Here is an 18,790-nt window from a genome sequence, read left to right as displayed (position 1 = left end):
TGGGCCGGGTCCGCTCCCGCGCCCCGCCCCGCGCGCGCTCGGCGGCACGCTCCGGCGCACGCTCCCGTTCTCTCGCGCGCCCCCGCGCCGCCGCCCCAGCGCCCGCCCGGCCAACCCCGCCCGGCCGCCCGTCCCCACGCCCCTCCGAGGGGCCGCTCACCGTCACCCGTTGCCGCCTGGCCGGCTGTGGCACGCCCCGCGCCTCCCGGACGGCGATCTCCTTCAGCCGCAGCGAGAGCCCCGTCGTGCTGGGCCGCTCGTCCGGCGACTTGTCCAGGCAGGACCGCAGCAGCGGCGCCAACGCGGCGGGCACGCCGTCCAGTTGCGGCTCCTCGTGCACCACCCGGTAGAGCATGACCTCCGAACTGCCCTGCCCGAACGGCGAGTCGCCGAGCGTCGCGTACGCCAGCGTGGCGCCCAGCGAGAACACGTCGCTGGCCGGCGTCACGCCCTGCCCGCGCACCTGCTCGGGCGCGAGGAACCCGGGCGAGCCCACCGCCGTTCCCACGTGGGTGAGGGTGCTGGCCCCGGTGGACCAGGCGATCCCGAAGTCGATGATGCGGGGGCCCTTGGGCGAGAGCAGGATGTTGGACGGCTTGAGGTCCCGGTGGACGACGCCCGCCTCGTGGACCGCGACCAGCCCCTCGGCCAACGCGGCCCCGATCGCCGCCGTCTCGGCGGCGGACAGCGGCCCGTGCTCCAGCACCCGGTCGTGCAGCGAGGGCCCCGGGACGTACTGGGTGGCGAACCACGGCCTGCTGGCCTCCAGGTCGGCCGCCACCAGCCGGGCCGTGCAGCCGCCCCTGATGCGCCGGGCCGCCGACACCTCGCGGGCGAAACGCGAGCGGAACTCCTGGTCCTCCGAGAGGTCGGGCCTGATGACCTTCAGGGCGACCCGCTGCCCCCGCCGGTCCGACCCCAGGTAGACGACCCCCATGCCGCCGGCCCCCAGCCGTCGGTGCAGCCGGAACGCCCCAACGACTCGCGGGTCCTCGCGCCGGAGCCGCATCATCGCCATGTCCACCTCGCTGCCCGGTGCTTGTGATGGCCACAGCTTACGGACTGGACGCCGCCAGCGGGGAAAGGCCGCGCGCGCCACGGTGACCTATCCCCGCCCGCCGGCCACCGGCGTCACACCGTTCCACCCGCCGCTCCGCGCTCCCCTGGGGGCAAACCCTCGGCCTGGTGCGGACCTTGTCCACCCTGAGGAGTAGGCGACGGGTCCGGCCGTCATCCTGGGGGAGGCCCGAGGTCGGTACGCCGGGGTGACGTGCCGGGGGAGCGGCCCTGCCTACAGTTGACTCGCAGCGACGGGCGCAGAAGCCGTCCCCCGAGGTCACCCGCCCGTCGCTGCCAACAGACGGACTGGAGCGCGGAGATGACACGCATGAGCGCGGTACAGCGGGCACCTCGCCCGACCGACAGGCGGCACCCTCTGGTGGCGGCTGCGATGGTGCTGCCGCTGGCGTTCGTCCTCGCGTTCGTGACGGGCGGCATCGACGCCGTCGTCACCCAGGCGTCGTCCGTGGCCGGCACTCTGGGGCGCTGAGCGGCGCCCCGGGCCTGGGAGAGCGGCCCGGGTCGGGGACACCGGCACACCACCCCGTGGGGACGGGGAGACGGACGGCACTGTGCCCGGGCGGCTGGGGAGCCGCCCGGGCATCTTTCTGTCTCTTCCCTGACTCCTCCCTGAGGAGGAGGCGAGGGCCAAGGAGAACGGCCGAGGGCCGGGAGGCGTCCTCCGCCTCCCGGCCCTCGGCCGGTGTTGCCGCTGTGCGCGATACTGGGATTGAACCAGTGACCTCTTCCGTGTCAGGGAAGCGCTCTCCCGCTGAGCTAATCGCGCGGGTGGGTCCTCGCGGACCCCGTGGACGATACTGGGATTGAACCAGTGACCTCTTCCGTGTCAGGGAAGCGCTCTCCCGCTGAGCTAATCGTCCGAGGTGGAGACGGGATTTGAACCCGTGTAGACGGCTTTGCAGGCCGTTGCCTCGCCTCTCGGCCACTCCACCGGATGAGGGCAACCGCCCTCTTCGAGCGGACGACGAGATTCGAACTCGCGACCTCCACCTTGGCAAGGTGATGCTCTACCAACTGAGCTACGTCCGCAGGTGTCTCCCGGATCTTGGACCGCGACCCGGCGACGTCATGAACTCTAGCGGATTCGCCGGCCAGCTCAAACTCACCTTTCGCGGCGGGCTTGCCTAGACTCGCGCAGGTGTCCGATCATCCTCCGCTTGCCCGGTTCGGCGGGTTCCTCGCGACCGACCTGGTCGATGTCACCGACGACCCGGCCGCCCTGGACTCCGGCGGCTGGTGGGCGGTGGTCGCCGGCTTCGAGGGCCGGATGGTCTGCGCCAGGTTCGCCACGCTGCGCACCGCCCCCGTCACGCCGCCGGCCCGCCGCTGGCGCGGGCCCGACCCGGCGGCCTGGACCAGCTCCCTGGACCGCGAGGGCTATCTCGCGGGCGTCGCCGCCATCCGCTCCCGGATCGCGGCCGGCGACGTCTACCAGGTCAACCTCTGCCGGGTGTTGTCCGCCCCGCTGCCCGATCACGTCCCGGACATCGACGCGTTGCGCGCCCACCTCGCCGCCCGCCACCCCGCGCGGTACGCCGGGAGCGTCCGCCTGACCGCGCACGGCACCGAGATCGCCACCGCCTCCCCGGAGTTGTACCTGCGCCGGGCCGGCGACGTCGTGGAGTCCGGGCCGATCAAGGGCACCGCCCGCGCCCCCGAGCTGATGCTGCCCAAGGACCGCGCCGAGAACGTGATGATCGTCGACCTGGTCCGCAACGACCTCGGCGCGGTCTGCGCCCCCGGCTCGGTCACCGTTCCCCAACTGTGCGGCGTCGAGGACTACCCGGGCCTGGTCCACCTGGTCTCCCGGGTCGAGGGCCGGCTCGCCCCGGGCGCCGGCTGGCCCGAGCTGCTCGCGCACACCTTCCCGCCCGGCTCGGTCACCGGTGCCCCCAAGTCCAGCGCGCTGCGCGCCATCGCGGACCTGGAGACCGCGCCCCGTGGCCCCTACTGCGGCGGCATCGGCTGGGTGGACGCCGACCGGGGCGTCGGCGAGCTGGCCGTCGGCATCCGCACGTTCTGGATCGACCGGTCCGCCGGCCGCCCCGTGCTGCGCTTCGGCGCCGGCGCCGGCATCACCTGGGACTCGGACCCGGCGGGGGAGTGGGCGGAGACCGTGCTCAAGGCCGAACGCCTCCTTCGGGTAGCGTCTGAGCCGGGGGGTCGGACAGGAGACGAACGCGAGGTGAAGGAGCCGGCATGGCGCTGATCTGGCTGAACGGCGAGCTGCGGGACGCCGACAGCGCGCGGATCTCCGTCTTCGACCACGGACTCACCGTCGGCGACGGGGTGTTCGAGACGCTGAAGACGGAACGGGGTCGCCCCTTCGCGATGACCCGCCACCTCGACCGGCTGGCGGCCTCCGCCGCCGGGCTCGGCCTGCCCGAGCCGGACCGCGATGAGGTGCGGCGCGCGGCGCGCGCGGTGCTGGAGGCCGTCCCGCTGGAACGCGGCCGGCTGCGGATCACCTACACCTCGGGCAGCGCCCCGCTCGGCTCCGACCGGGGCGAGGACGCGCCGACCCTGGTGGTCGCGCACGCCGAGGCCAAGGCGCCGCCGGAGACCACGGCCGTGATCACCGTCCCCTGGACCCGCAACGAGCGCGGCGCCCTCACCGGGCTCAAGACCACCTCCTACGCCGAGAACGTGCTCGCCCTGGCCCGCGCCCGCCAACAGGCCGCGTCCGAGGCCCTGTTCGGGAACAACGCCGGCCAGCTGTGCGAGGGCACCGGCACCAACGTCTTCGTGGTGCTGGAGGGCGTCGCCCACACGCCGCCGCTCAGCTCCGGCTGCCTGGCCGGCGTCACCCGCGCCCTGGTCATCGAGTGGCTGGGCGCCAAGGAGACCGAGCTGCCGATGGACTGCCTGCGCTGGGCCGACGAGGTCTTCCTCACCTCCAGCACCCGCGACGTCCAGGCCGTGCGCCGGGTCGACGACCGCGAACTCCCCGGCGCCCCGGGCCCCGTCACCGCCGAGGCGCTCCGCGTCTTCCGCGCCCGCTCCGCCGCCGACCAGGACCCCTGAGCCGGCGAAGGCGGGCGGCGGCGGGACCTGGCGGCGGGACGGGAGAACGGGCCGCCCGCCGGGTAGAGATCCCGCGATGACCACCACGCTGCGCCCCACGGCCCCCGAGGAACGCGCCGACGACGGGGGCCGCCGCCGCGCCTTCGCGATCACCGTCAACGGCCGCCCCGTCGGCGCCCTGCGACTGGAGACCGACGCCCGCTTCGGCCACCGCGTCGGCCGCCTCGTCGACCTCACCGTCGAGCCCGCCGAACGCCGGCGCGGCCGGGGCACCGTCGCCGCGCTCGCGGCCGAGGAGGTGCTGCGCTCCTGGGGCTGCGGACAGGCCGACGTCGCCGTCCCCGACACCGCGACCGGCGCGCTGCGGCTGGCCACGGCCCTCGGCTACGCGGCGCGCTGGCGCACCCTCGCCAAGGAGCTGGCGGACCCGCCGCCCCCGCCGCCCGAGGGCAGCGCGCACCGTCCGCTGACCGAGGCCGAGTACCAGCCGTGGCTGGCCGCCGAGCGTGCCTCCTACGCCCGCTCCTGGACCGAGCGCGGGGTGCCGCCCGAGTGGGCCGCGTTCCGCGCCAACGCCGCCACCGAGGCGGCCCTGCCCCAAGGGCTCGCGACGCCCGGGGTGTTGGTCCACGTGCTGGAACACGCCGGCACGCCCGTCGGCAGCTGCTGGCTGACCAGGACCCACGAGGGCGCCCGGGGCGAGCCGGCCGTGATGGGCGTGAGCGTGGCCCCCGAGCACCGGGGGCTCGGCCACGGCCACACGCTGCTGGCGCACGCCGGGCGGCTGGCCGCCGAGCGCGGCGCCAAGCGCCTGCTGGCCCACGCCTTCGCCGGCAACCTCCCGGCGTCCCGTCTCGCGGCCTCCCTCGACTACCGGCCGCTCCGCCACCACCTGAGCAAGTCGCTGCTCTAGGGCACGAGCGAGGACACGGCTCAGGCCCCCTCGGCCAGCAGCCGCTCGGCGATCTCCGCGATCGTCTCCCGCAGCCCCTCCTGGGACTTCCCGCCGTCCAGCCGCCGCCCGTCGATCAGATACGTCGGCGTGCCGGTGACGCCCAGTGCCTTCCCCTCGGCGTGGTCCGCGTCCACCTGCAACAGGTGCCGGCCGTCGATGAGCGCCGTCTCCATCTCCTCGACGTCCAGGCCCAGTTCGCCCGCCAGCTCCAGCAACACCGGCTCCCCGCGCCGCCCCAGCTCGGCCGTCCGCCCCAACAGCGCCGTCCAGTACTCCTCGCCCCGCCCCTGCGCGAGCGCCTCCTCGGCGGCCTGCGCCGCCGCCAGCGCGTGCCGGTGGCCCGCCAGCGGAAAGTGCCGCCGCCTGATCTCCAGCGCCGACCCGAACCGCTCGCGCAGCGCGGCGAGATCGGACTCCGCGCGGTGACAGTCCGGGCACTGAAGGTCACACCACACGTCGAGCACGGCGTGACCGGTCGTCTCGTTCATGGCGGCCAGTCTTCCATCCGCCGCCGACAACCCCGATATCTCCCTGATCCCGCCGCCCGACGCTGGCCTTGGCCGGCGGGCTTGGGCACGATGGAAAGATGTTGACTGGCACCGTATGTACTCTGCTGTCCGTCGCCGGCCTGGGAGTCTCGCTGCTGGTGGCCAGGCGCCGCCGGTACGCCACCGCGATGCGGCTGGCGGCGCTGTCGCTGGTGCCGGTCGGGCTCGCGATGACGGGCATCCTGCGCCTGATCATCAACATGACCTTCAACCCGGTGGCCTGGGTCGGCGTCGGCGTCCTCGGCTTCGCCGTGCTGCTCTTCCTCTCCGCCCGCCTCGCCGACCGGGGCCGCAGGGGCGCCCCCGCCGCCGAGCCCGGCACCCCGCCCGTCGCCGCCAAGGGCGCCTCCACCCCGGCCCTGCCGGCCACCGGCCGCAAGGGCGCCCAGGCCGCCGGCGGCGCCGACGACTTCTCCGACATCGAGGCCATCCTCAAGAAGCACGGCATCTGAGGTCGGCCCGCCCTAGCACAACGGGCCACGCCCGCGCCGGGCAAACCGCCGATTGCCGCGCGAAGGAGACGCCGCGATCGCGGCAACGGCCCACCCTGCGCCATGATCGCCGCGTCATGGCCCACATCACCGGGGAGCACGCTCCCGAATCCGTCCGCCCCAGTCCGCGCCCGACCGCCGACCCGCGCCCTCCCGAGACCGCGCCCGACGAGGCGGCCGAGGCGCCGCCCGAGCCCGGCGGCTGTCTGTTCGCCGTCTCCCAGCCCCCGCTGATGCTCTTCCTGACGGTCATCGGCACCCTGCTGCTGATCGCGGGCCTGCACGACCAGTTCTGGCTCTAGCCCACCGGGACCCGCCGGCCCGGGGCCCCGGAACGGCGACGGCGCCGTCGCGGGCGGTTGCTCCGCGACGGCGCCGTGCCGGGGGTAGCGCCGGTCCCACACCGTCGCCCCGAGTTCAGACGGTGCGAGGGACCGGCGGGTCGTTAACTCTCCGCGAGGATGTGCGAGAGTTCCGTATCGAGGTCGAAGTGACGGTGTTCCGTGCCCGGGGGCACGGCCGCGTCGGTCCGCTTGAGGAACGACTCCAGTGCTCGGGCGGGGGCCTCCAGCAACGCCTCCCCCTCCGGGGAGCTGAGGGCGATGCAGACGACCCCCTGACCATGGCTGCGGGAGGGCCAGACCCGAACGTCTCCCGTGCCCGTAGGGCGGTGCAGCCCCTCGGCCAACAGGTCGCGGGCGAAAACCCACTCGACGGTTTCTTCGGCTCCGGTGTGAAATGTGGCGTGTACGGCGTAGGGGTCCGCCGTGTCATACCGCAGCCCCGCGGGTACAGGAAGTGAGGACTCGCTCGATACAACGAGGCGCAGGTGCAGCTCGCAGCTGACCGTGGTGTTCATAAGCGCCAGGGCCTTTCGCTCAGTGTGCGCTCGGGGATTCGCACGTCGGCCAGATCGAGATGCCACATACCCGTCGGTTGTAAACCGGTCTGCCCGCATTGCTCCCCTTAACGTCATTCCAATGGTCGAGCCGTGACACGGCCCGGAACCTAGGGTGATCGGCATGTCTCACACCTGGTGGAGTCGCTGTCAGTTCGGCGGGGCCTGGCGTGTCGCGGCGCCCGCCGCGAGGGTCTTCGCGGCGCTGAACGAGCCGGCCGACTATCCGCGCTGGTGGCCCGAGGTCCGCGAGCTGGTCAGCGGCGACGGGGGGAGCGCGGTGGCGCGGTTCCGCTCGTTCCTGCCGCACGAGCTGCGGGTGTGCGTGCGCGCCGGGGTGCGGGACGAGGCGGGCGGGCGGCTGGAGGTCCTGCTCTCCGGCGACCTGGAGGGCTGGCTGCGCTGGTCGCTCTTCCCCGTCGGGCGCGGGACGCTGCTGGTCCACGCCCAGGACTGCGTGGTGACCGGCGGCCTGCCGCTGCGGCTGGGGCCGCTCGCCAGGCCGGCGTTCCGGGCCAACCACGCGTCGATGATGCGGTCCGGCGAACGGGGCCTGCGGGCCTGGCTGCGGGAGTGATCGGGGGTCGTCTCCGGCGGCGTAGCCAACCGGTTTGGACGTCAGGTGACCTGCCCTGTATGGTTCTTCCCGTGCCGAGGGGCACAACACCCGGGCGATTAGCTCAGTGGGAGAGCGCTTCGTTCACACCGAAGAGGTCACTGGTTCGAACCCAGTATCGCCCACCCGGAAAGGCCGGTCCGCAAGCGCGGGCCGGCCTTTGTCGTGGGCCCCGGGCTGCGGGCTCGACAACGCGCCTCGTACCATGCCTGGAGGGCCCAAACGCGGGGAAATCCCCCAAGATCCACAGGACTCGGGCCCAGACGAAGAGGCGGCGGTGCGACGCGTGGGCGTCGCGCCGGACGGAGAAGAGGAGAGCACCGGTGGCGGAAGTCCGAGTGGCCGTACTGCGCGACGCCGAGCGGCAGGAGCGTGTGGTGCCCACGGGGACGACGGCCGGCGCCCTCTTCGAGGGCGAGCGCTCCGTCGTGGCCGCCCGGGTCGGCGGCGAACCGCGCGACCTGAGCCACCCGCTGGCCGACGGCGACGAGGTCGCCCCGGTCGAGCTGGCCTCGCCCGACGGCCTCGCCATCCTGCGCCACTCGACCGCCCATGTGCTGGCGCAGGCGGTGCAGGAGCTGTACCCGGAGGCGAAGCTGGGCATCGGCCCGCCCATCAGGGACGGCTTCTACTACGACTTCGACGTGGCCGAGCCGTTCACGCCCGAGGACCTCGGCCGCGTCGAGAAGCAGATGCGGCGCATCGTCAAGCAGGGCCAGCGGTTCGTCCGCCGGCCGGTCAGCGACGAGGAGGCGCGCGCCGAACTGGCCGACGAGCCCTACAAGGTGGAGCTGATCGGGCTCAAGGGCGCGGCGGCGGACTCGGCCGAGGGCGCCGGCGCCGAGGTGGGCGCCGGCCAGCTGACGATCTACGACAACGTGGACCCGAAGAGCGGCGAGCGCCGCTGGCGCGACCTGTGTCGCGGCCCGCACCTGCCGAACACCCGCCTGATCCCCGCGTTCCGGCTGATGCGTTCGGCCGCCGCCTACTGGCGCGGCAGCGAGCGCAACCCGCAGCTCCAGCGGATCTACGGCACCGCCTGGCCGAGCATGGACGAACTCAAGGAGTATCTGGCGTTCCTCGCCGAGGCCGAGAAGCGCGACCACCGCAAACTCGGCGCGGAACTCGACCTGTTCTCCATTCCCGAGGAACTGGGCTCGGGGCTCGCCGTGTTCCATCCGAAGGGCGGCACCGTCCGCCGGGTGATGGAGGACTATTCGCGGCAGCGCCACGAGGCCGCCGGATACGAATTCGTCAACACGCCGCACATCAGCAAGCGGAACCTCTTCGAGACCTCCGGCCATCTGCCGAACTATGCCGAGTCGATGTTCCCGCCCATGGAATTCGAGGGGCAGGACTATTACCTCAAGGCAATGAACTGCCCCATGCACAACCTGATCTTCAGGGCGCGTGGGCGTTCCTACCGGGAACTGCCGCTGCGGCTCTTCGAGTTCGGCACCGTGTACCGCTACGAGAAGTCGGGCGTGGTCCACGGCCTCACCAGGGCGCGCGGGTTCACCCAGGACGACTCGCACATCTACTGCACCAAGGAGCAGATGCCGGCCGAGCTGGACGGGCTGCTCACCTTCGTGCTGGGGCTGCTGCGCGACTACGGGCTGGACGACTTCTACCTCGAACTGTCCACCCGGGACGACTCGGAGAAGTTCATCGGCGAGCCCGAGGAGTGGGCCGAGGCCACCGAGGTGCTGCGGCAGGCCGCCGAGAAGCAGGGCCTCGAACTGGTCATGGACCCGGGCGGGGCCGCCTACTACGGGCCGAAGATCTCGGTCCAGGCCAGGGACGCCATCGGCCGCACCTGGCAGATGTCCACGCTCCAGGTCGACTTCCAGCAGCCCAAGCGGTTCAACCTGGAGTACACGGCGGCCGACGGCGGCCGGCGCACCCCGGTGATGATCCACCGGGCGCTCTTCGGCTCCATCGAGCGCTTCTTCGGGGTGCTGTTGGAGCACTACGCCGGCGCGTTCCCGCCCTGGCTGGCGCCAGTCCAGGCCGTCGGCATCCCGGTGGGCGACACGCACGTGCCCTACCTCGCCGAGTTCGCCGCCGAGGCGCGGGCGGCCGGGCTGCGGGTCGAGGTCGACGCCTCGGCCGACCGGATGCAGAAGAAGATCCGCAACGCCCAGCGCGCCAAGGTCCCGTTCATGCTGATCGTCGGCGACGACGACCAGGCGGCGGGCACGGTCAGCTTCCGCTACCGGGACGGCAGTCAGCGCAACGGGGTGCCCCGCGAGCGGGCGCTCGCGGAGATCGCCGACGCGGTGGCGCGACGCGTCCAGGTCTGAGCGCGCGCACCGGCCCCCTGGCTCGCCCCGGGGGCCCGGTCAGCGGCGATACGCCATATGCTGGCCGGCATGAGCAGCGAGCCGGAGCAGCAGATCGGGGTCGGAACGCCGGACGCGTTCCAACGCCTGTGGACGCCCCACCGGATGGCCTATATCCAGGGTGAGGGGAAACCGACCGGGCCCGGCGCCGAGGACGGCTGTCCGTTCTGCTCGATCCCCGCCAAGAGCGACGAGGACGGCCTGGTGATCGCCCGGGCCGAGACCGTCTACGCGGTGCTCAACCTCTACCCGTACAACGGCGGCCACCTGCTCGTCGTCCCCTACCGGCACGTCGCCGACTACACCGAGTTGACCGGCGAGGAGACCGCCGAGCTGGCCACCCTCACCAAGCAGGCGATGACCGCGATCAGGTCAGCGTCGGGCGCGCACGGCTTCAACATCGGGATGAACCAGGGCGCCGCCGCCGGCGCCGGCATCGCGCCCCACCTGCACCAGCACGTGGTGCCGCGCTGGGGCGGCGACGCCAACTTCATGCCGGTGGTCGGGCACACCAAGGTGCTGCCCCAACTCCTCGCCGACACCCGGCGGATGCTCGCCGACGCCTGGCCCTCGGACGCCGGGGTCTGACGGGACTGTCCCGAGGGGAGCGCGGGCGCGCCGGCCCGGACCGGCGCGCCGCTCACATCCCGTAGGTGTCGTCCTGGCTGGGCCCCGGGTCCTGGACCGAGCCGCTCAGTATCTGCGCCCTGGCGTCGAACGGCGCCATGTCCACGCCGTTCTCCCGCAGCACCTTGAAGGCCGCCGACAGCGCCACCCGCAGCACCGGGGTCGCGGTGCGCAGCACGTCGTCCACCATGAAGCGGTGGTTCCACGGCTTGGTGGCCCAGGTGTGCCGCAGCCCGAACGGCTCGGGCAGGGCGATCGTGCCGCCCAGCTTGTCCAGCCGCTTCGGGAACCAGGTCAACGGGGCCCGCGCCGCCAGCCGCACCGCCTCCCTGGCGTTGACCGCCGGCAGTTCCACCTCGCGCTGCTTCCAGAACCTCGGGAAGTCCCGCACCTTCTTCTTGTCCGGCTTGGGCTTCTCCTCGAAGAAGCCGTCCAGCGGGCCCAGCGCGTAGCCGGAGACCTCGATCCGCAGCGTGTGGTGGAGCACCGTCACCGTGATCATCATGGTGATCACCAACTCGCCGTCCCACAGCACGAACTGGACGCCCAGATAGTGCCGGTCCCCGGCGCTGTACTGCTGCTCGTTGCAGATCCGCTGCACCTCGATGTTGCTGAAGCGGTACCCGTCCGCGTTGGGCCCCTCCGGCCTGGCGACCTCCCCGGCGCCCTCGCCCACGTGCCGCACCACCCAGTGCGTTATCGTCGGCGCGGTGAACCCGCCGGTGTGCAGCGGGCCGCGCTCCAGCAGCCGCATCTGGTCGCCGATCGCGCGGGCCACGTCCCAGGCGCGGAACGGGTCGATCTCCCGGCCCGGGTCGCGCGGCCGCAGGTCCTCCGCCAGGTGCCAGTGGCCCCAGCGGACGCCCATCCCGAGTATCCCCTTGGTCCCCGCGTAGTACGTCAGGTTGCTCTCCTGCTCGGCGGCCAGCTTGGCCAGGCCGATGCGCAGCCGCTCGGCGTCCGCGTCGTTCGGGTTCTGCGGGACCGCCTCGGGCACCACGACGCCGGAGCCGCCGCCGCCGGCCAGGTCGGCCCAGTGGGCGCGGAGGTTCCGCGCGGTCCGCTCGCTGACCTGTCGGGCGAGGAACCAGCCGATCACCGGCGCCGGCAGCATCGCCCACAGATAGATCTGGAGCACCCCGCCGACCGGGGCCCGCACCACCAGCAGCGCGACGAACAGCGCGATGCCCACCAGCAGCAGCGTGCCCAGCGCCCCGGCGCGCCGGTCCTGCGAGCCGGCGAACGTCCGGCGCAGCTGGAACAGCCCCAGCCAGACGGCCACGCCCGGCAGGAAGAGGAGTCCGAAAACCGCCATGATCACGGTCAGCCGGCTGTCCCGCTGGCGGCGGATGCGCTTGGCGGCCAGCGCGTGCTCGACCACCACCTGTGGCTCGGCGCCGAAGGACTGGATCAGAGGCTTGCGCCCGTCCGCCAGCATCCTGGTCTCGATGGCCCGCGTGAACGCCTCGCCCAGGTTCGGCTCCAGCAGGCTGAACCTGCCCTTGTTCACCTTGGCCGCGTCGTTGGGCTCCTTGATCTTCTCCGGCGAGCCCTCCCGGTACGCCACCGAGGCGATCCGCTGGCTGAGCCCCGTTCTCCCGCCGCTCGACCCGGACAGCGGCACCTGCGCGCCCGGGGCGAAGTCGAACTCCACACCAGCGGCGTTCCGCAGGTCGTCAAGCGCCGTCATGACAGACCCCACTCCCTGAGTCGTCCGACGGGGAAGCCCCGTCGGGGAACCGTCCTCGTCCCGCACGGGCGGGGCGCGACACCCGTCGCCGACAGGCCCGTTCCCGCCCCGCGAGCCCGGCAACCCTGCCGCGACCAGCCTATCGGCGCGAGGCACAACGCCGCTGCCAGACAGGCCAGTTCTCGCCGCCGAGGCGGGGTGGGGCGGCGCCCGCCCGACGCGTGACTACGATGGGCCCTCCGGTGGCCGCCCGACCAGCGCGGCCCGCTGCGACCCCTGGGAAGGACATGCTCAACAAGTACGCGCGTGCATTCTTCACGCGTGTCCTCACCCCGTTCGCCGCCCTGCTGCTCCGGCTGCGGGTGAGCCCGGACGCGGTGACCCTCGTAGGAACCGCCGGAGTCATGGCGGGAGCGCTGGCCTTCTACCCCAGGGGCGAGTTCTTCTGGGGCACCGTCGTCATCACCCTGTTCGTCTTCTCCGACCTGGTCGACGGCAACATGGCGCGCCAGCTGGGCGTCTCCAGCCGCTGGGGCGCGTTCCTCGACTCGACCCTGGACCGGGTCGCCGACGCGGCGATCTTCGCCGGCATCGCGCTCTGGTACGCCGGCGGCGGCGACGACCAACTGCTGTGCGCCGTCACGCTGTTCTGCCTCGCCAGCGGCCAGGTCGTCTCCTACACCAAGGCCAGGGGCGAGAGCATCGGCCTGCCGGTGGCGGTCAACGGCCTGGTGGAACGCGCCGAGCGGCTGGTGATCACCCTGGTGCTGGCCGGCTTCTCCGGCTGGGAGCGCACCTTCGACGTTCCGCACATCGGCCTGCTGCTGCCGCTGGCGCTGTGGGTCGTCGCGGTCGGCAGCCTGATCACGCTGATCCAGCGGATGCTCACCGTGCGCCGCGAGTCCGCCGAGGCCGACGCTGCGGCCGCGCGCGAGGCCGCCGCCGAGCGCGAGCCCGAGGGGAAGCGCGAGCAGGCATGAAGGAGCGCCTCGCCGACCTCGGCTACCAGCTCGGTTGGAGCACCGTGAAGCGGATGCCCGAGCCGGTCGCCGTCGCCCTGGGCCGGCGGGCCGCCGACAGCGCCTGGCGCCGGCGCGGCCCGAGGGTCCGCCAGCTGGAGCGCAACCTCGCCCGGGTGGTGCCCGAGGCCGACGAGGCCGCGCTCCGCGCGCTGTCCAGGGCCGGGATGCGCAGCTATCTGCGCTACTGGACGGAGTCCTTCCGGCTGCCGGTGTGGAGCGGGGAACGGATCGGCGCCTCGCTGCGGCTGGACGACGCCCACCACCTGACCGACGCCGTCGCCGAGGGCCGGGGCGTGGTGCTGGCGCTGCCCCACCTCGCCAACTGGGACCTGGCCGGCGGCTGGCTGGTCACCGAGCTGGGCATCCCGTTCACCACCGTCGCCGAACGGCTCAAGCCGGCCAGCCTGTTCGACCGCTTCATCGCCTACCGCGAGAGCCTGGGCATGGAGGTGGTGGCGCACGACGGCGGCTCCGCGTTCGGGCTGCTCGCCCGCCGGCTGCGCTCCGGCGGGGTCGTCGCGCTGGTCGCCGACCGCGACCTGTCGGCCTCCGGGGTGCCGGTCACGTTCTTCGGCGAGCCGGCCCGGATGCCGGCCGGGCCCGCGCTGCTCGCCCAGCAGACCGGCGCGGCGCTGCTGCCGGTCGCGCTCTGGTACGACGAGACGCCCGTGATGCGCGGCCGGGTGATGGCCCCGCTGCCCGTTCCCGCCGACGGCACCCGCGCGGAGCGCACCGCCGCGCTCACCCAGGCCCTGGCCGACCACTTCGCCGAGGCGATCGCCGCCCACCCGCAGGACTGGCACATGCTGCAACGGCTGTGGACGGCCGACCTCGCGCCCCGGACCACGGCGCGTGAGCGGGCCGGGGAGCGCCCGCCCTCGGGGACGGACGGCGGGCAGCCGACCGTGAGAGACCGACCGTGAGGACGCCACCATGAGGATCGGCATCGTCTGCCCCTACTCCTGGGACGTCCCCGGCGGGGTCCAGTTCCACGTCCGCGACCTGGCCGAGCACCTGATCGCACGCGGCCACGCCGTCTCGGTGTTGGCGCCGGCCGACGAGGACACCCCGCTGCCGCCCTACGTGGTCTCCGCCGGGCGGGCCGTCTCCGTTCCCTACAACGGCTCGGTGGCCCGGGTGAACCTGGGCCTGATGTCGGCCAGCAAGGTGCGGCGCTGGGTCAAGGACGGCGACTTCGAGGTGCTGCACATCCACGAGCCGGTCGTGCCCTCGCTCGGGCTGCTGACCTGCTGGGCGGCGCGCGGCCCGATCGTCGCCACGTTCCACACCTCCAACGCGCGCTCGCGCGCCATGGTCGCGGCCTACCCGATCCTCCAGCCGGCGCTGGAGAAGATCAGCGCCAGGATCGCCGTCAGCGAGTACGCCCGGCGCACCCTGGTCGAGCACCTGGGCGGGGACGCCGTGGTGATCCCCAACGGCGTGGACGTGGACTTCTTCGCCGAGGCCGAGCCCAGGCCCGAGTGGCAGGGCGGGACCATCGGCTTCATCGGCCGGATTGACGAGCCCCGCAAGGGGCTTCCGGTGCTGATGCGCGCCCTGCCGACGATCCTGCGGGACCGGCCCGAGGCCCGGCTGCTGGTCGCCGGGCGTGGCGACGAGCGGGAGGCGCTGGCCCCGCTGCCGGCCGAACTGCGCCCGCGCGTCGAGTTCCTGGGCATGGTCAGCGACGAGGACAAGGCCCGGCTGCTGCGCAGCGTGGACCTCTATGTCGCGCCCAACACCGGCGGGGAGAGCTTCGGGATCATCCTCGTCGAGGCGCTCTCGGCCGGCGCCCCCGTGCTGGCCAGCGACCTCGACGCGTTCGCCCAGGTGCTGGACGGGGGGACGGCCGGTGAGCTGTTCGCCAACGAGGACGCCGAGGCGCTGGCCGCAGCCGCCGTGCGGCTGCTGGGCGACGCGGAGCGGCGCGCCGAGCTGACCGAGCGCGGCAGCCGCCATGTGCGGCGCTTCGACTGGTCGACGGTCGGCGCCGACGTGCTCGCCGTCTACGAGACGGTCACGGCGGGCGCGGGCGCGGTGGCCCCGGACGACCGGGTGGGGCTGCTGGGGCGGCTGGGCTTCGCCCGCGACTGAGGCCCTCGTCGCGTTGATCCGGCGCGCCCGGCCGGGGCGGGGGGCGCCCGGCTGACGCCCGCCGGGCGGCGCCGGTAGGGTGGCCGGGCGTGACCACCGTCATCGTCGTCGTCGCCGCGCTGCTGCTGATCGGCGTCTACCTCAGCTGGACCGCCGGCCGCCTCGACCGGCTGCACGCCCGCATCGACGCGGCCAGGGCCGCCCTCGACGCCCACCTGCTGCGCCGCGCCTCCATCACCCAGGAGCTGGCCACCGCCGGGGTCTTCGACCCGGCCGCCTCGATGGTCCTCTACCAGGCCGCGCACGCCGCCCGGCTCGCCGAGGACGAGCAGCGCGAGGTCGCCGAGAGCGAGCTGACCCAGGCGCTGCGCGCCGTCTTCGCCGAACGGGCCCAGGTGCGCGCGGTGTTGGACGCGCCGGGCGGCGAGGCCAGCGCGGCCGAGCTGGTCGCGGCCGTGCGCCGGGTGCCGATGGCCCGCAGGTTCCACAACGACGCGGTGCGCGCGGCCCGCGCCGTGCGCCGCCACCGCACCGTCCGCTGGCTGCGGCTGGCCGGGCACGCGCCGTTCCCGCTCGCCTTCGAGATGGACGACGAGCCGCCGCCCGCGCTGCTGGAGCCGCTGACCCCGCCGAGCCCGCCGACCGCGCCGGGGGAGTCCGCGCGGGAGCGGTGAACGGCGAACCCGGCCGGTTGGACTCGTTCGGGGAGCCACCAGGGGACGATTGGCCCTTCCGGCGCGCGGGTCGAGGCGGTCCAATGGAGGGGGACGACCTCGCGGTGGCCGGGACCGAGGACCCGCAGGGACGGGACCCCGGGCCCCTGGGGGACGCCGAAGGCGCCGACCTACCATGGGGTTGTCTGAGTTTCCCGTTGGATGTCCCGTTTTCCAGCCCGTCCGAGTGAGGTTTCCTTCGTGTCCAGCACGCCCACCAGCAGCACCCCCGCCACTGCGAACCCGGCGACCCCGGAGACCGGCACCGCCCGGGTCAAGCGCGGCATGGCCGAGCAGCTCAAGGGCGGGGTGATCATGGACGTCGTCACCCCCGAGCAGGCCAGGATCGCCGAGGACGCCGGCGCGGTGGCCGTGATGGCCCTGGAGCGGGTCCCGGCCGACATCCGCAAGGACGGCGGCGTCGCCCGCATGTCCGACCCGGACATGATCGACGGCATCATCGAGGCGGTCTCCATCCCGGTCATGGCCAAGTCCCGCATCGGGCACCTGGTCGAGGCCCAGGTCCTCCAGGCGCTCGGCGTCGACTACATCGACGAGTCCGAGGTCCTCACCCCGGCCGACGAGGTCAACCACACCGACAAGTGGTCGTTCACCACGCCCTTCGTCTGCGGCGCCACCAACCTGGGCGAGGCCCTGCGCCGGATCTCCGAGGGCGCGGCCATGATCCGTTCCAAGGGCGAGGCCGGCACCGGCAACGTGGTCGAGGCCGTCCGCCACATGCGGCGGATACGCGGCGAGATCGGCCGGCTGCGCGGGCTCGACAACCACGAGCTGTACGCGGCGGCCAAGGAGCTGCGCGCCCCCTACGAGCTGGTCCGCGAGGTCGCCGAGCTGGGCAAGCTCCCGGTGGTGCTCTTCTCCGCCGGCGGCGTGGCCACCCCGGCCGACGCCGCGCTGATGCGGCAGCTGGGCGCCGAGGGCGTCTTCGTCGGCTCCGGGATCTTCAAGTCCGGCGACCCGGCCAAGCGCGCCGCCGCCGTCGTCAAGGCCACCACCTTCTACGACGACCCCAAGGTGATCGCCGACGTCTCGCGCGGCCTGGGCGAGGCCATGGTCGGCATCAACCTGGACACCCTGCCCGACGGCGAGCGGTACGCCTCCCGTGGCTGGTGATCCCGTGGCTGGTGACACCGCGCCCGAGATCGGGGTGCTCGCCCTCCAGGGCGACGTGCGTGAGCACCTGAGCGCGCTGCGCGCGGCCGGGGCCTCGCCCCGGCCGGTGCGCAGGCCCGAGGAGCTGGCCGCCGTCTCCGGCCTGGTCATCCCCGGCGGCGAGTCCACCACCATCTCCAAACTCGCGGTCGCCTTCGGCCTGTTGGAGCCGCTGCGCGCGCGGGTCGCCGAGGGGCTGCCGGTCTACGGCTCCTGCGCCGGGATGATCATGCTCGCCGACAAGATCCTGGACCCCAGGTCGGGCCAGGAGACCGTGGGCGGCATCGACATGATCGTGCGCCGCAACGCCTTCGGCCGCCAGAACGAGTCCTTCGAGGCCGCCGTCGAGGTGGCCGGCGTGGCCGGCGGGCCGGTGCACGGCGTCTTCATCCGCGCCCCCTGGGTGGAGTCCATCGGCGCGGGCGCCGACTCCCTCGCCGAGTTCCAGGGGCACCCGGTCGCGGTCCGCCAGGGCAACCTCCTGGCGACCGCGTTCCACCCGGAGCTGACGGGCGACCACCGGGTGCACGGCCTCTTCGTGGCGATGGTGCGCGCGGCGGGCCGCTGAGCTGCCGGTAGGATCGCTGGGCGACTGACGCACGGGAACTAGTTGGCGACAACGAAGGAGCAGCGCTGTGTCCGGCCACTCCAAGTGGGCAACCACCAAGCACAAGAAGGCCGTGATCGATGCCAAGCGCGGCAAGCTGTTCGCCAAGCTGATCAAGAACATCGAGGTCGCCGCCCGCACCGGCGGCGGCGACCCGGACGGCAACCCCACGCTCTTCGACGCCATCCAGAAGGCCAAGAAGAGCTCCGTGCCCAACACCAACATCGACCGCGCGGTCAAGCGGGGGGCGGGCCTGGAGGCCGGCGGCGCCGACTACCAGACGATCATGTACGAGGGCTACGGCCCCAACGGCGTCGCGGTGCTGATCGAGTGCCTCACCGACAACCGCAACCGCGCCGCATCCGACGTGCGCGTGGCGATGACCCGCAACGGCGGCTCGATGGCGGACCCGGGCTCGGTCTCCTACCTCTTCAACCGCAAGGGCGTGGTGATCGTCCCCAAGGGCGAGCTGTCCGAGGACGACGTGCTCACGGCGGTCCTGGAGGCCGGCGCCGAGGAGGTCAACGACCTGGGCGAGTCCTTCGAGGTGGTCAGCGAGGCCAGCGACCTGGTCGCGGTGCGCACCGCGCTCCAGGAGGCCGGCATCGACTACGACTCGGCGGAGAACAGCTTCGTCCCCACCATGCAGGTGGAGCTGGACGAGGAGGGCGCCCGCAGGATCTTCCGGCTCATCGACGCCCTGGAGGACAGCGACGACGTGCAGAACGTCTTCGCCAACTTCGACGTCGCCGACGACGTGATGGCCAGGGTCGACGCCTGACCGGGCCCGACTGCTCCGCGCCGCCAACGCCCGTGCGCCGCACGGTGGTTGACGCCGCCGATGGCCGCGTCGTCCGCGCGCGCTGGGCCGCCCGCCACGCCGACGCCGGGCGCGGGGCCGCCCGTTGTC

Annotated in this window: 19 protein-coding genes and 5 tRNA genes; 16 read left to right on the top strand and 8 right to left on the bottom strand. The window is 73.4% G+C overall.

Features of this window, described 5'->3' with window-relative positions:
* The 5 genes from EBN88_RS09030 to EBN88_RS09010 all read right to left on the bottom strand — a co-directional run.
* Window positions 1–1,018: serine/threonine-protein kinase (locus EBN88_RS09030; protein WP_233580551.1), on the bottom strand; the 1,018-nt coding region annotated here is incomplete at its 3' end.
* Window positions 1,019–1,774: 756 nt separating this feature from the next.
* Window positions 1,775–1,846, bottom strand: a tRNA-Val gene (locus EBN88_RS09025).
* A 22-nt stretch (window positions 1,847–1,868) separates the two neighbouring features.
* Window positions 1,869–1,940: transfer RNA gene (locus EBN88_RS09020), tRNA-Val, on the bottom strand.
* 1 nt (window position 1,941) lies between these two features.
* Window positions 1,942–2,012 (bottom strand) — tRNA-Cys (locus EBN88_RS09015).
* Window positions 2,013–2,036: 24 nt separating this feature from the next.
* Window positions 2,037–2,109, bottom strand: a tRNA-Gly gene (locus EBN88_RS09010).
* A gap of 109 nt (window positions 2,110–2,218) precedes the next feature.
* Between EBN88_RS09010 and EBN88_RS09005 the strand changes: the two genes are divergently transcribed.
* The 3 genes from EBN88_RS09005 to EBN88_RS08995 all read left to right on the top strand — a co-directional run bounded on the left by EBN88_RS09005 (window position 2,219) and on the right by EBN88_RS08995 (window position 5,017).
* Window positions 2,219–3,289: a chorismate-binding protein gene (locus tag EBN88_RS09005; RefSeq protein WP_122183279.1), complete on the top strand. Its 1,071-nt coding sequence runs from the start codon at window positions 2,219–2,221 to the stop codon at window positions 3,287–3,289.
* Entirely contained in the window at window positions 3,280–4,104 is an 825-nt protein-coding gene (locus EBN88_RS09000) for an aminotransferase class IV (protein WP_122183278.1), read from the top strand. The genes EBN88_RS09005 and EBN88_RS09000 overlap by 10 nt, the downstream gene beginning before the upstream one ends.
* 76 nt (window positions 4,105–4,180) lie before the next feature.
* Complete coding sequence (locus tag EBN88_RS08995; RefSeq protein ID WP_122183277.1) at window positions 4,181–5,017, top strand: GNAT family N-acetyltransferase; 837 nt, start codon at window positions 4,181–4,183, stop codon at window positions 5,015–5,017.
* A gap of 20 nt (window positions 5,018–5,037) precedes the next feature.
* Here the strand turns inward: EBN88_RS08995 and EBN88_RS08990 are convergent, their stop codons facing one another.
* Entirely contained in the window at window positions 5,038–5,547 is a 510-nt protein-coding gene (locus EBN88_RS08990) for a DsbA family protein (RefSeq protein ID WP_122183276.1), read from the bottom strand.
* A 98-nt stretch (window positions 5,548–5,645) separates the two neighbouring features.
* Between EBN88_RS08990 and EBN88_RS08985 the strand changes: the two genes are divergently transcribed.
* Window positions 5,646–6,059 carry a hypothetical protein gene (locus EBN88_RS08985; RefSeq protein ID WP_147472687.1) on the top strand — a complete coding sequence of 138 codons (414 nt, stop codon included), beginning with the start codon at window positions 5,646–5,648 and terminating at the stop codon, window positions 6,057–6,059.
* 116 nt (window positions 6,060–6,175) lie between these two features.
* A complete protein-coding gene (locus EBN88_RS08980; RefSeq protein WP_122183274.1) occupies window positions 6,176–6,400 on the top strand; it encodes a hypothetical protein in 225 nt (74 codons plus the stop codon).
* A 143-nt stretch (window positions 6,401–6,543) separates the two neighbouring features.
* Here the strand turns inward: EBN88_RS08980 and EBN88_RS08975 are convergent, their stop codons facing one another.
* A complete protein-coding gene (locus tag EBN88_RS08975; protein ID WP_003959770.1) occupies window positions 6,544–6,957 on the bottom strand; it encodes an SsgA family sporulation/cell division regulator in 414 nt (137 codons plus the stop codon).
* Between the two features lie 163 nt (window positions 6,958–7,120).
* Between EBN88_RS08975 and EBN88_RS08970 the strand changes: the two genes are divergently transcribed.
* The 4 genes from EBN88_RS08970 to EBN88_RS08955 all read left to right on the top strand — a co-directional run bounded on the left by EBN88_RS08970 (window position 7,121) and on the right by EBN88_RS08955 (window position 10,542).
* Window positions 7,121–7,573: an SRPBCC family protein gene (locus EBN88_RS08970; protein ID WP_122183282.1), complete on the top strand. Its 453-nt coding sequence runs from the start codon at window positions 7,121–7,123 to the stop codon at window positions 7,571–7,573.
* Between the two features lie 92 nt (window positions 7,574–7,665).
* Window positions 7,666–7,737: transfer RNA gene (locus EBN88_RS08965), tRNA-Val, on the top strand.
* A gap of 198 nt (window positions 7,738–7,935) precedes the next feature.
* Complete coding sequence (thrS, locus tag EBN88_RS08960; RefSeq protein WP_122183273.1) at window positions 7,936–9,915, top strand: threonine--tRNA ligase; 1,980 nt, start codon at window positions 7,936–7,938, stop codon at window positions 9,913–9,915.
* Between the two features lie 57 nt (window positions 9,916–9,972).
* Window positions 9,973–10,542: an HIT family protein gene (locus tag EBN88_RS08955; protein WP_122183272.1), complete on the top strand. Its 570-nt coding sequence runs from the start codon at window positions 9,973–9,975 to the stop codon at window positions 10,540–10,542.
* A gap of 52 nt (window positions 10,543–10,594) precedes the next feature.
* Here EBN88_RS08955 and EBN88_RS08950 read toward each other — a convergent pair whose 3' ends face one another.
* The gene (locus EBN88_RS08950) at window positions 10,595–12,271 is read right to left on the bottom strand and encodes a hypothetical protein (protein WP_122183271.1); all 1,677 of its coding nucleotides are present in this window, start codon (window positions 12,269–12,271) and stop codon (window positions 10,595–10,597) included.
* A gap of 287 nt (window positions 12,272–12,558) precedes the next feature.
* On the opposite strand from EBN88_RS08950, the gene pgsA reads away from it, so the two are divergent.
* The 7 genes from pgsA (at window position 12,559) to EBN88_RS08915 (ending at window position 18,661) form a co-directional block, all read left to right on the top strand.
* Window positions 12,559–13,251 (top strand): phosphatidylinositol phosphate synthase, encoded by a 693-nt coding sequence (gene pgsA / locus EBN88_RS08945; RefSeq protein ID WP_233580550.1) that lies wholly within the window; start codon window positions 12,559–12,561, stop codon window positions 13,249–13,251.
* Window positions 13,248–14,216, top strand: a complete 969-nt coding sequence (locus tag EBN88_RS08940) for a phosphatidylinositol mannoside acyltransferase (RefSeq protein ID WP_122183269.1) — start codon at window positions 13,248–13,250, stop codon at window positions 14,214–14,216. The genes pgsA and EBN88_RS08940 overlap by 4 nt, the downstream gene beginning before the upstream one ends.
* Window positions 14,217–14,226: 10 nt before the next feature.
* Window positions 14,227–15,387, top strand: coding sequence for a glycosyltransferase family 4 protein (locus EBN88_RS08935; RefSeq protein ID WP_122183268.1), 1,161 nt, complete (start codon window positions 14,227–14,229; stop codon window positions 15,385–15,387).
* A gap of 89 nt (window positions 15,388–15,476) precedes the next feature.
* Entirely contained in the window at window positions 15,477–16,061 is a 585-nt protein-coding gene (locus EBN88_RS08930; protein ID WP_122183267.1) for a LemA family protein, read from the top strand.
* Between the two features lie 201 nt (window positions 16,062–16,262).
* Entirely contained in the window at window positions 16,263–17,234 is a 972-nt protein-coding gene (pdxS, locus tag EBN88_RS08925; RefSeq protein ID WP_122183266.1) for a pyridoxal 5'-phosphate synthase lyase subunit PdxS, read from the top strand.
* Window positions 17,235–17,238: 4 nt separating this feature from the next.
* Complete coding sequence (gene pdxT, locus EBN88_RS08920; RefSeq protein ID WP_122183265.1) at window positions 17,239–17,841, top strand: pyridoxal 5'-phosphate synthase glutaminase subunit PdxT; 603 nt, start codon at window positions 17,239–17,241, stop codon at window positions 17,839–17,841.
* A gap of 67 nt (window positions 17,842–17,908) precedes the next feature.
* Window positions 17,909–18,661 (top strand): YebC/PmpR family DNA-binding transcriptional regulator, encoded by a 753-nt coding sequence (locus tag EBN88_RS08915; protein ID WP_122183264.1) that lies wholly within the window; start codon window positions 17,909–17,911, stop codon window positions 18,659–18,661.
* Window positions 18,662–18,790 lie beyond the last annotated feature (129 nt).

This window comes from Streptomyces triticirhizae (assembly GCF_003696235.1).
Taxonomy (GTDB): domain Bacteria; phylum Actinomycetota; class Actinomycetes; order Streptomycetales; family Streptomycetaceae; genus Streptomyces; species Streptomyces triticirhizae.
This window is presented reverse-complemented; position numbering and strand designations above follow the sequence as displayed.

Coding starts and splice junctions, on each gene's coding strand:
- EBN88_RS09000 (WP_122183278.1), top strand. CDS start 3,280: ATGGCGCTGATCTGGCTGAACGGCGAGCTGCGGGACGCCGACAGCGCG.
- EBN88_RS08995 (WP_122183277.1), top strand. CDS start 4,181: ATGACCACCACGCTGCGCCCCACGGCCCCCGAGGAACGCGCCGACGAC.
- EBN88_RS08990 (WP_122183276.1), bottom strand. CDS start 5,547: ATGAACGAGACGACCGGTCACGCCGTGCTCGACGTGTGGTGTGACCTT.
- EBN88_RS08985 (WP_147472687.1), top strand. CDS start 5,646: ATGTTGACTGGCACCGTATGTACTCTGCTGTCCGTCGCCGGCCTGGGA.
- EBN88_RS08980 (WP_122183274.1), top strand. CDS start 6,176: ATGGCCCACATCACCGGGGAGCACGCTCCCGAATCCGTCCGCCCCAGT.
- EBN88_RS08975 (WP_003959770.1), bottom strand. CDS start 6,957: ATGAACACCACGGTCAGCTGCGAGCTGCACCTGCGCCTCGTTGTATCG.
- EBN88_RS08970 (WP_122183282.1), top strand. CDS start 7,121: ATGTCTCACACCTGGTGGAGTCGCTGTCAGTTCGGCGGGGCCTGGCGT.
- EBN88_RS08955 (WP_122183272.1), top strand. CDS start 9,973: ATGCTGGCCGGCATGAGCAGCGAGCCGGAGCAGCAGATCGGGGTCGGA.
- EBN88_RS08950 (WP_122183271.1), bottom strand. CDS start 12,271: ATGACGGCGCTTGACGACCTGCGGAACGCCGCTGGTGTGGAGTTCGAC.
- pgsA (WP_233580550.1), top strand. CDS start 12,559: ATGCTCAACAAGTACGCGCGTGCATTCTTCACGCGTGTCCTCACCCCG.
- EBN88_RS08940 (WP_122183269.1), top strand. CDS start 13,248: ATGAAGGAGCGCCTCGCCGACCTCGGCTACCAGCTCGGTTGGAGCACC.
- EBN88_RS08935 (WP_122183268.1), top strand. CDS start 14,227: ATGAGGATCGGCATCGTCTGCCCCTACTCCTGGGACGTCCCCGGCGGG.
- pdxS (WP_122183266.1), top strand. CDS start 16,263: ATGTCCCGTTTTCCAGCCCGTCCGAGTGAGGTTTCCTTCGTGTCCAGC.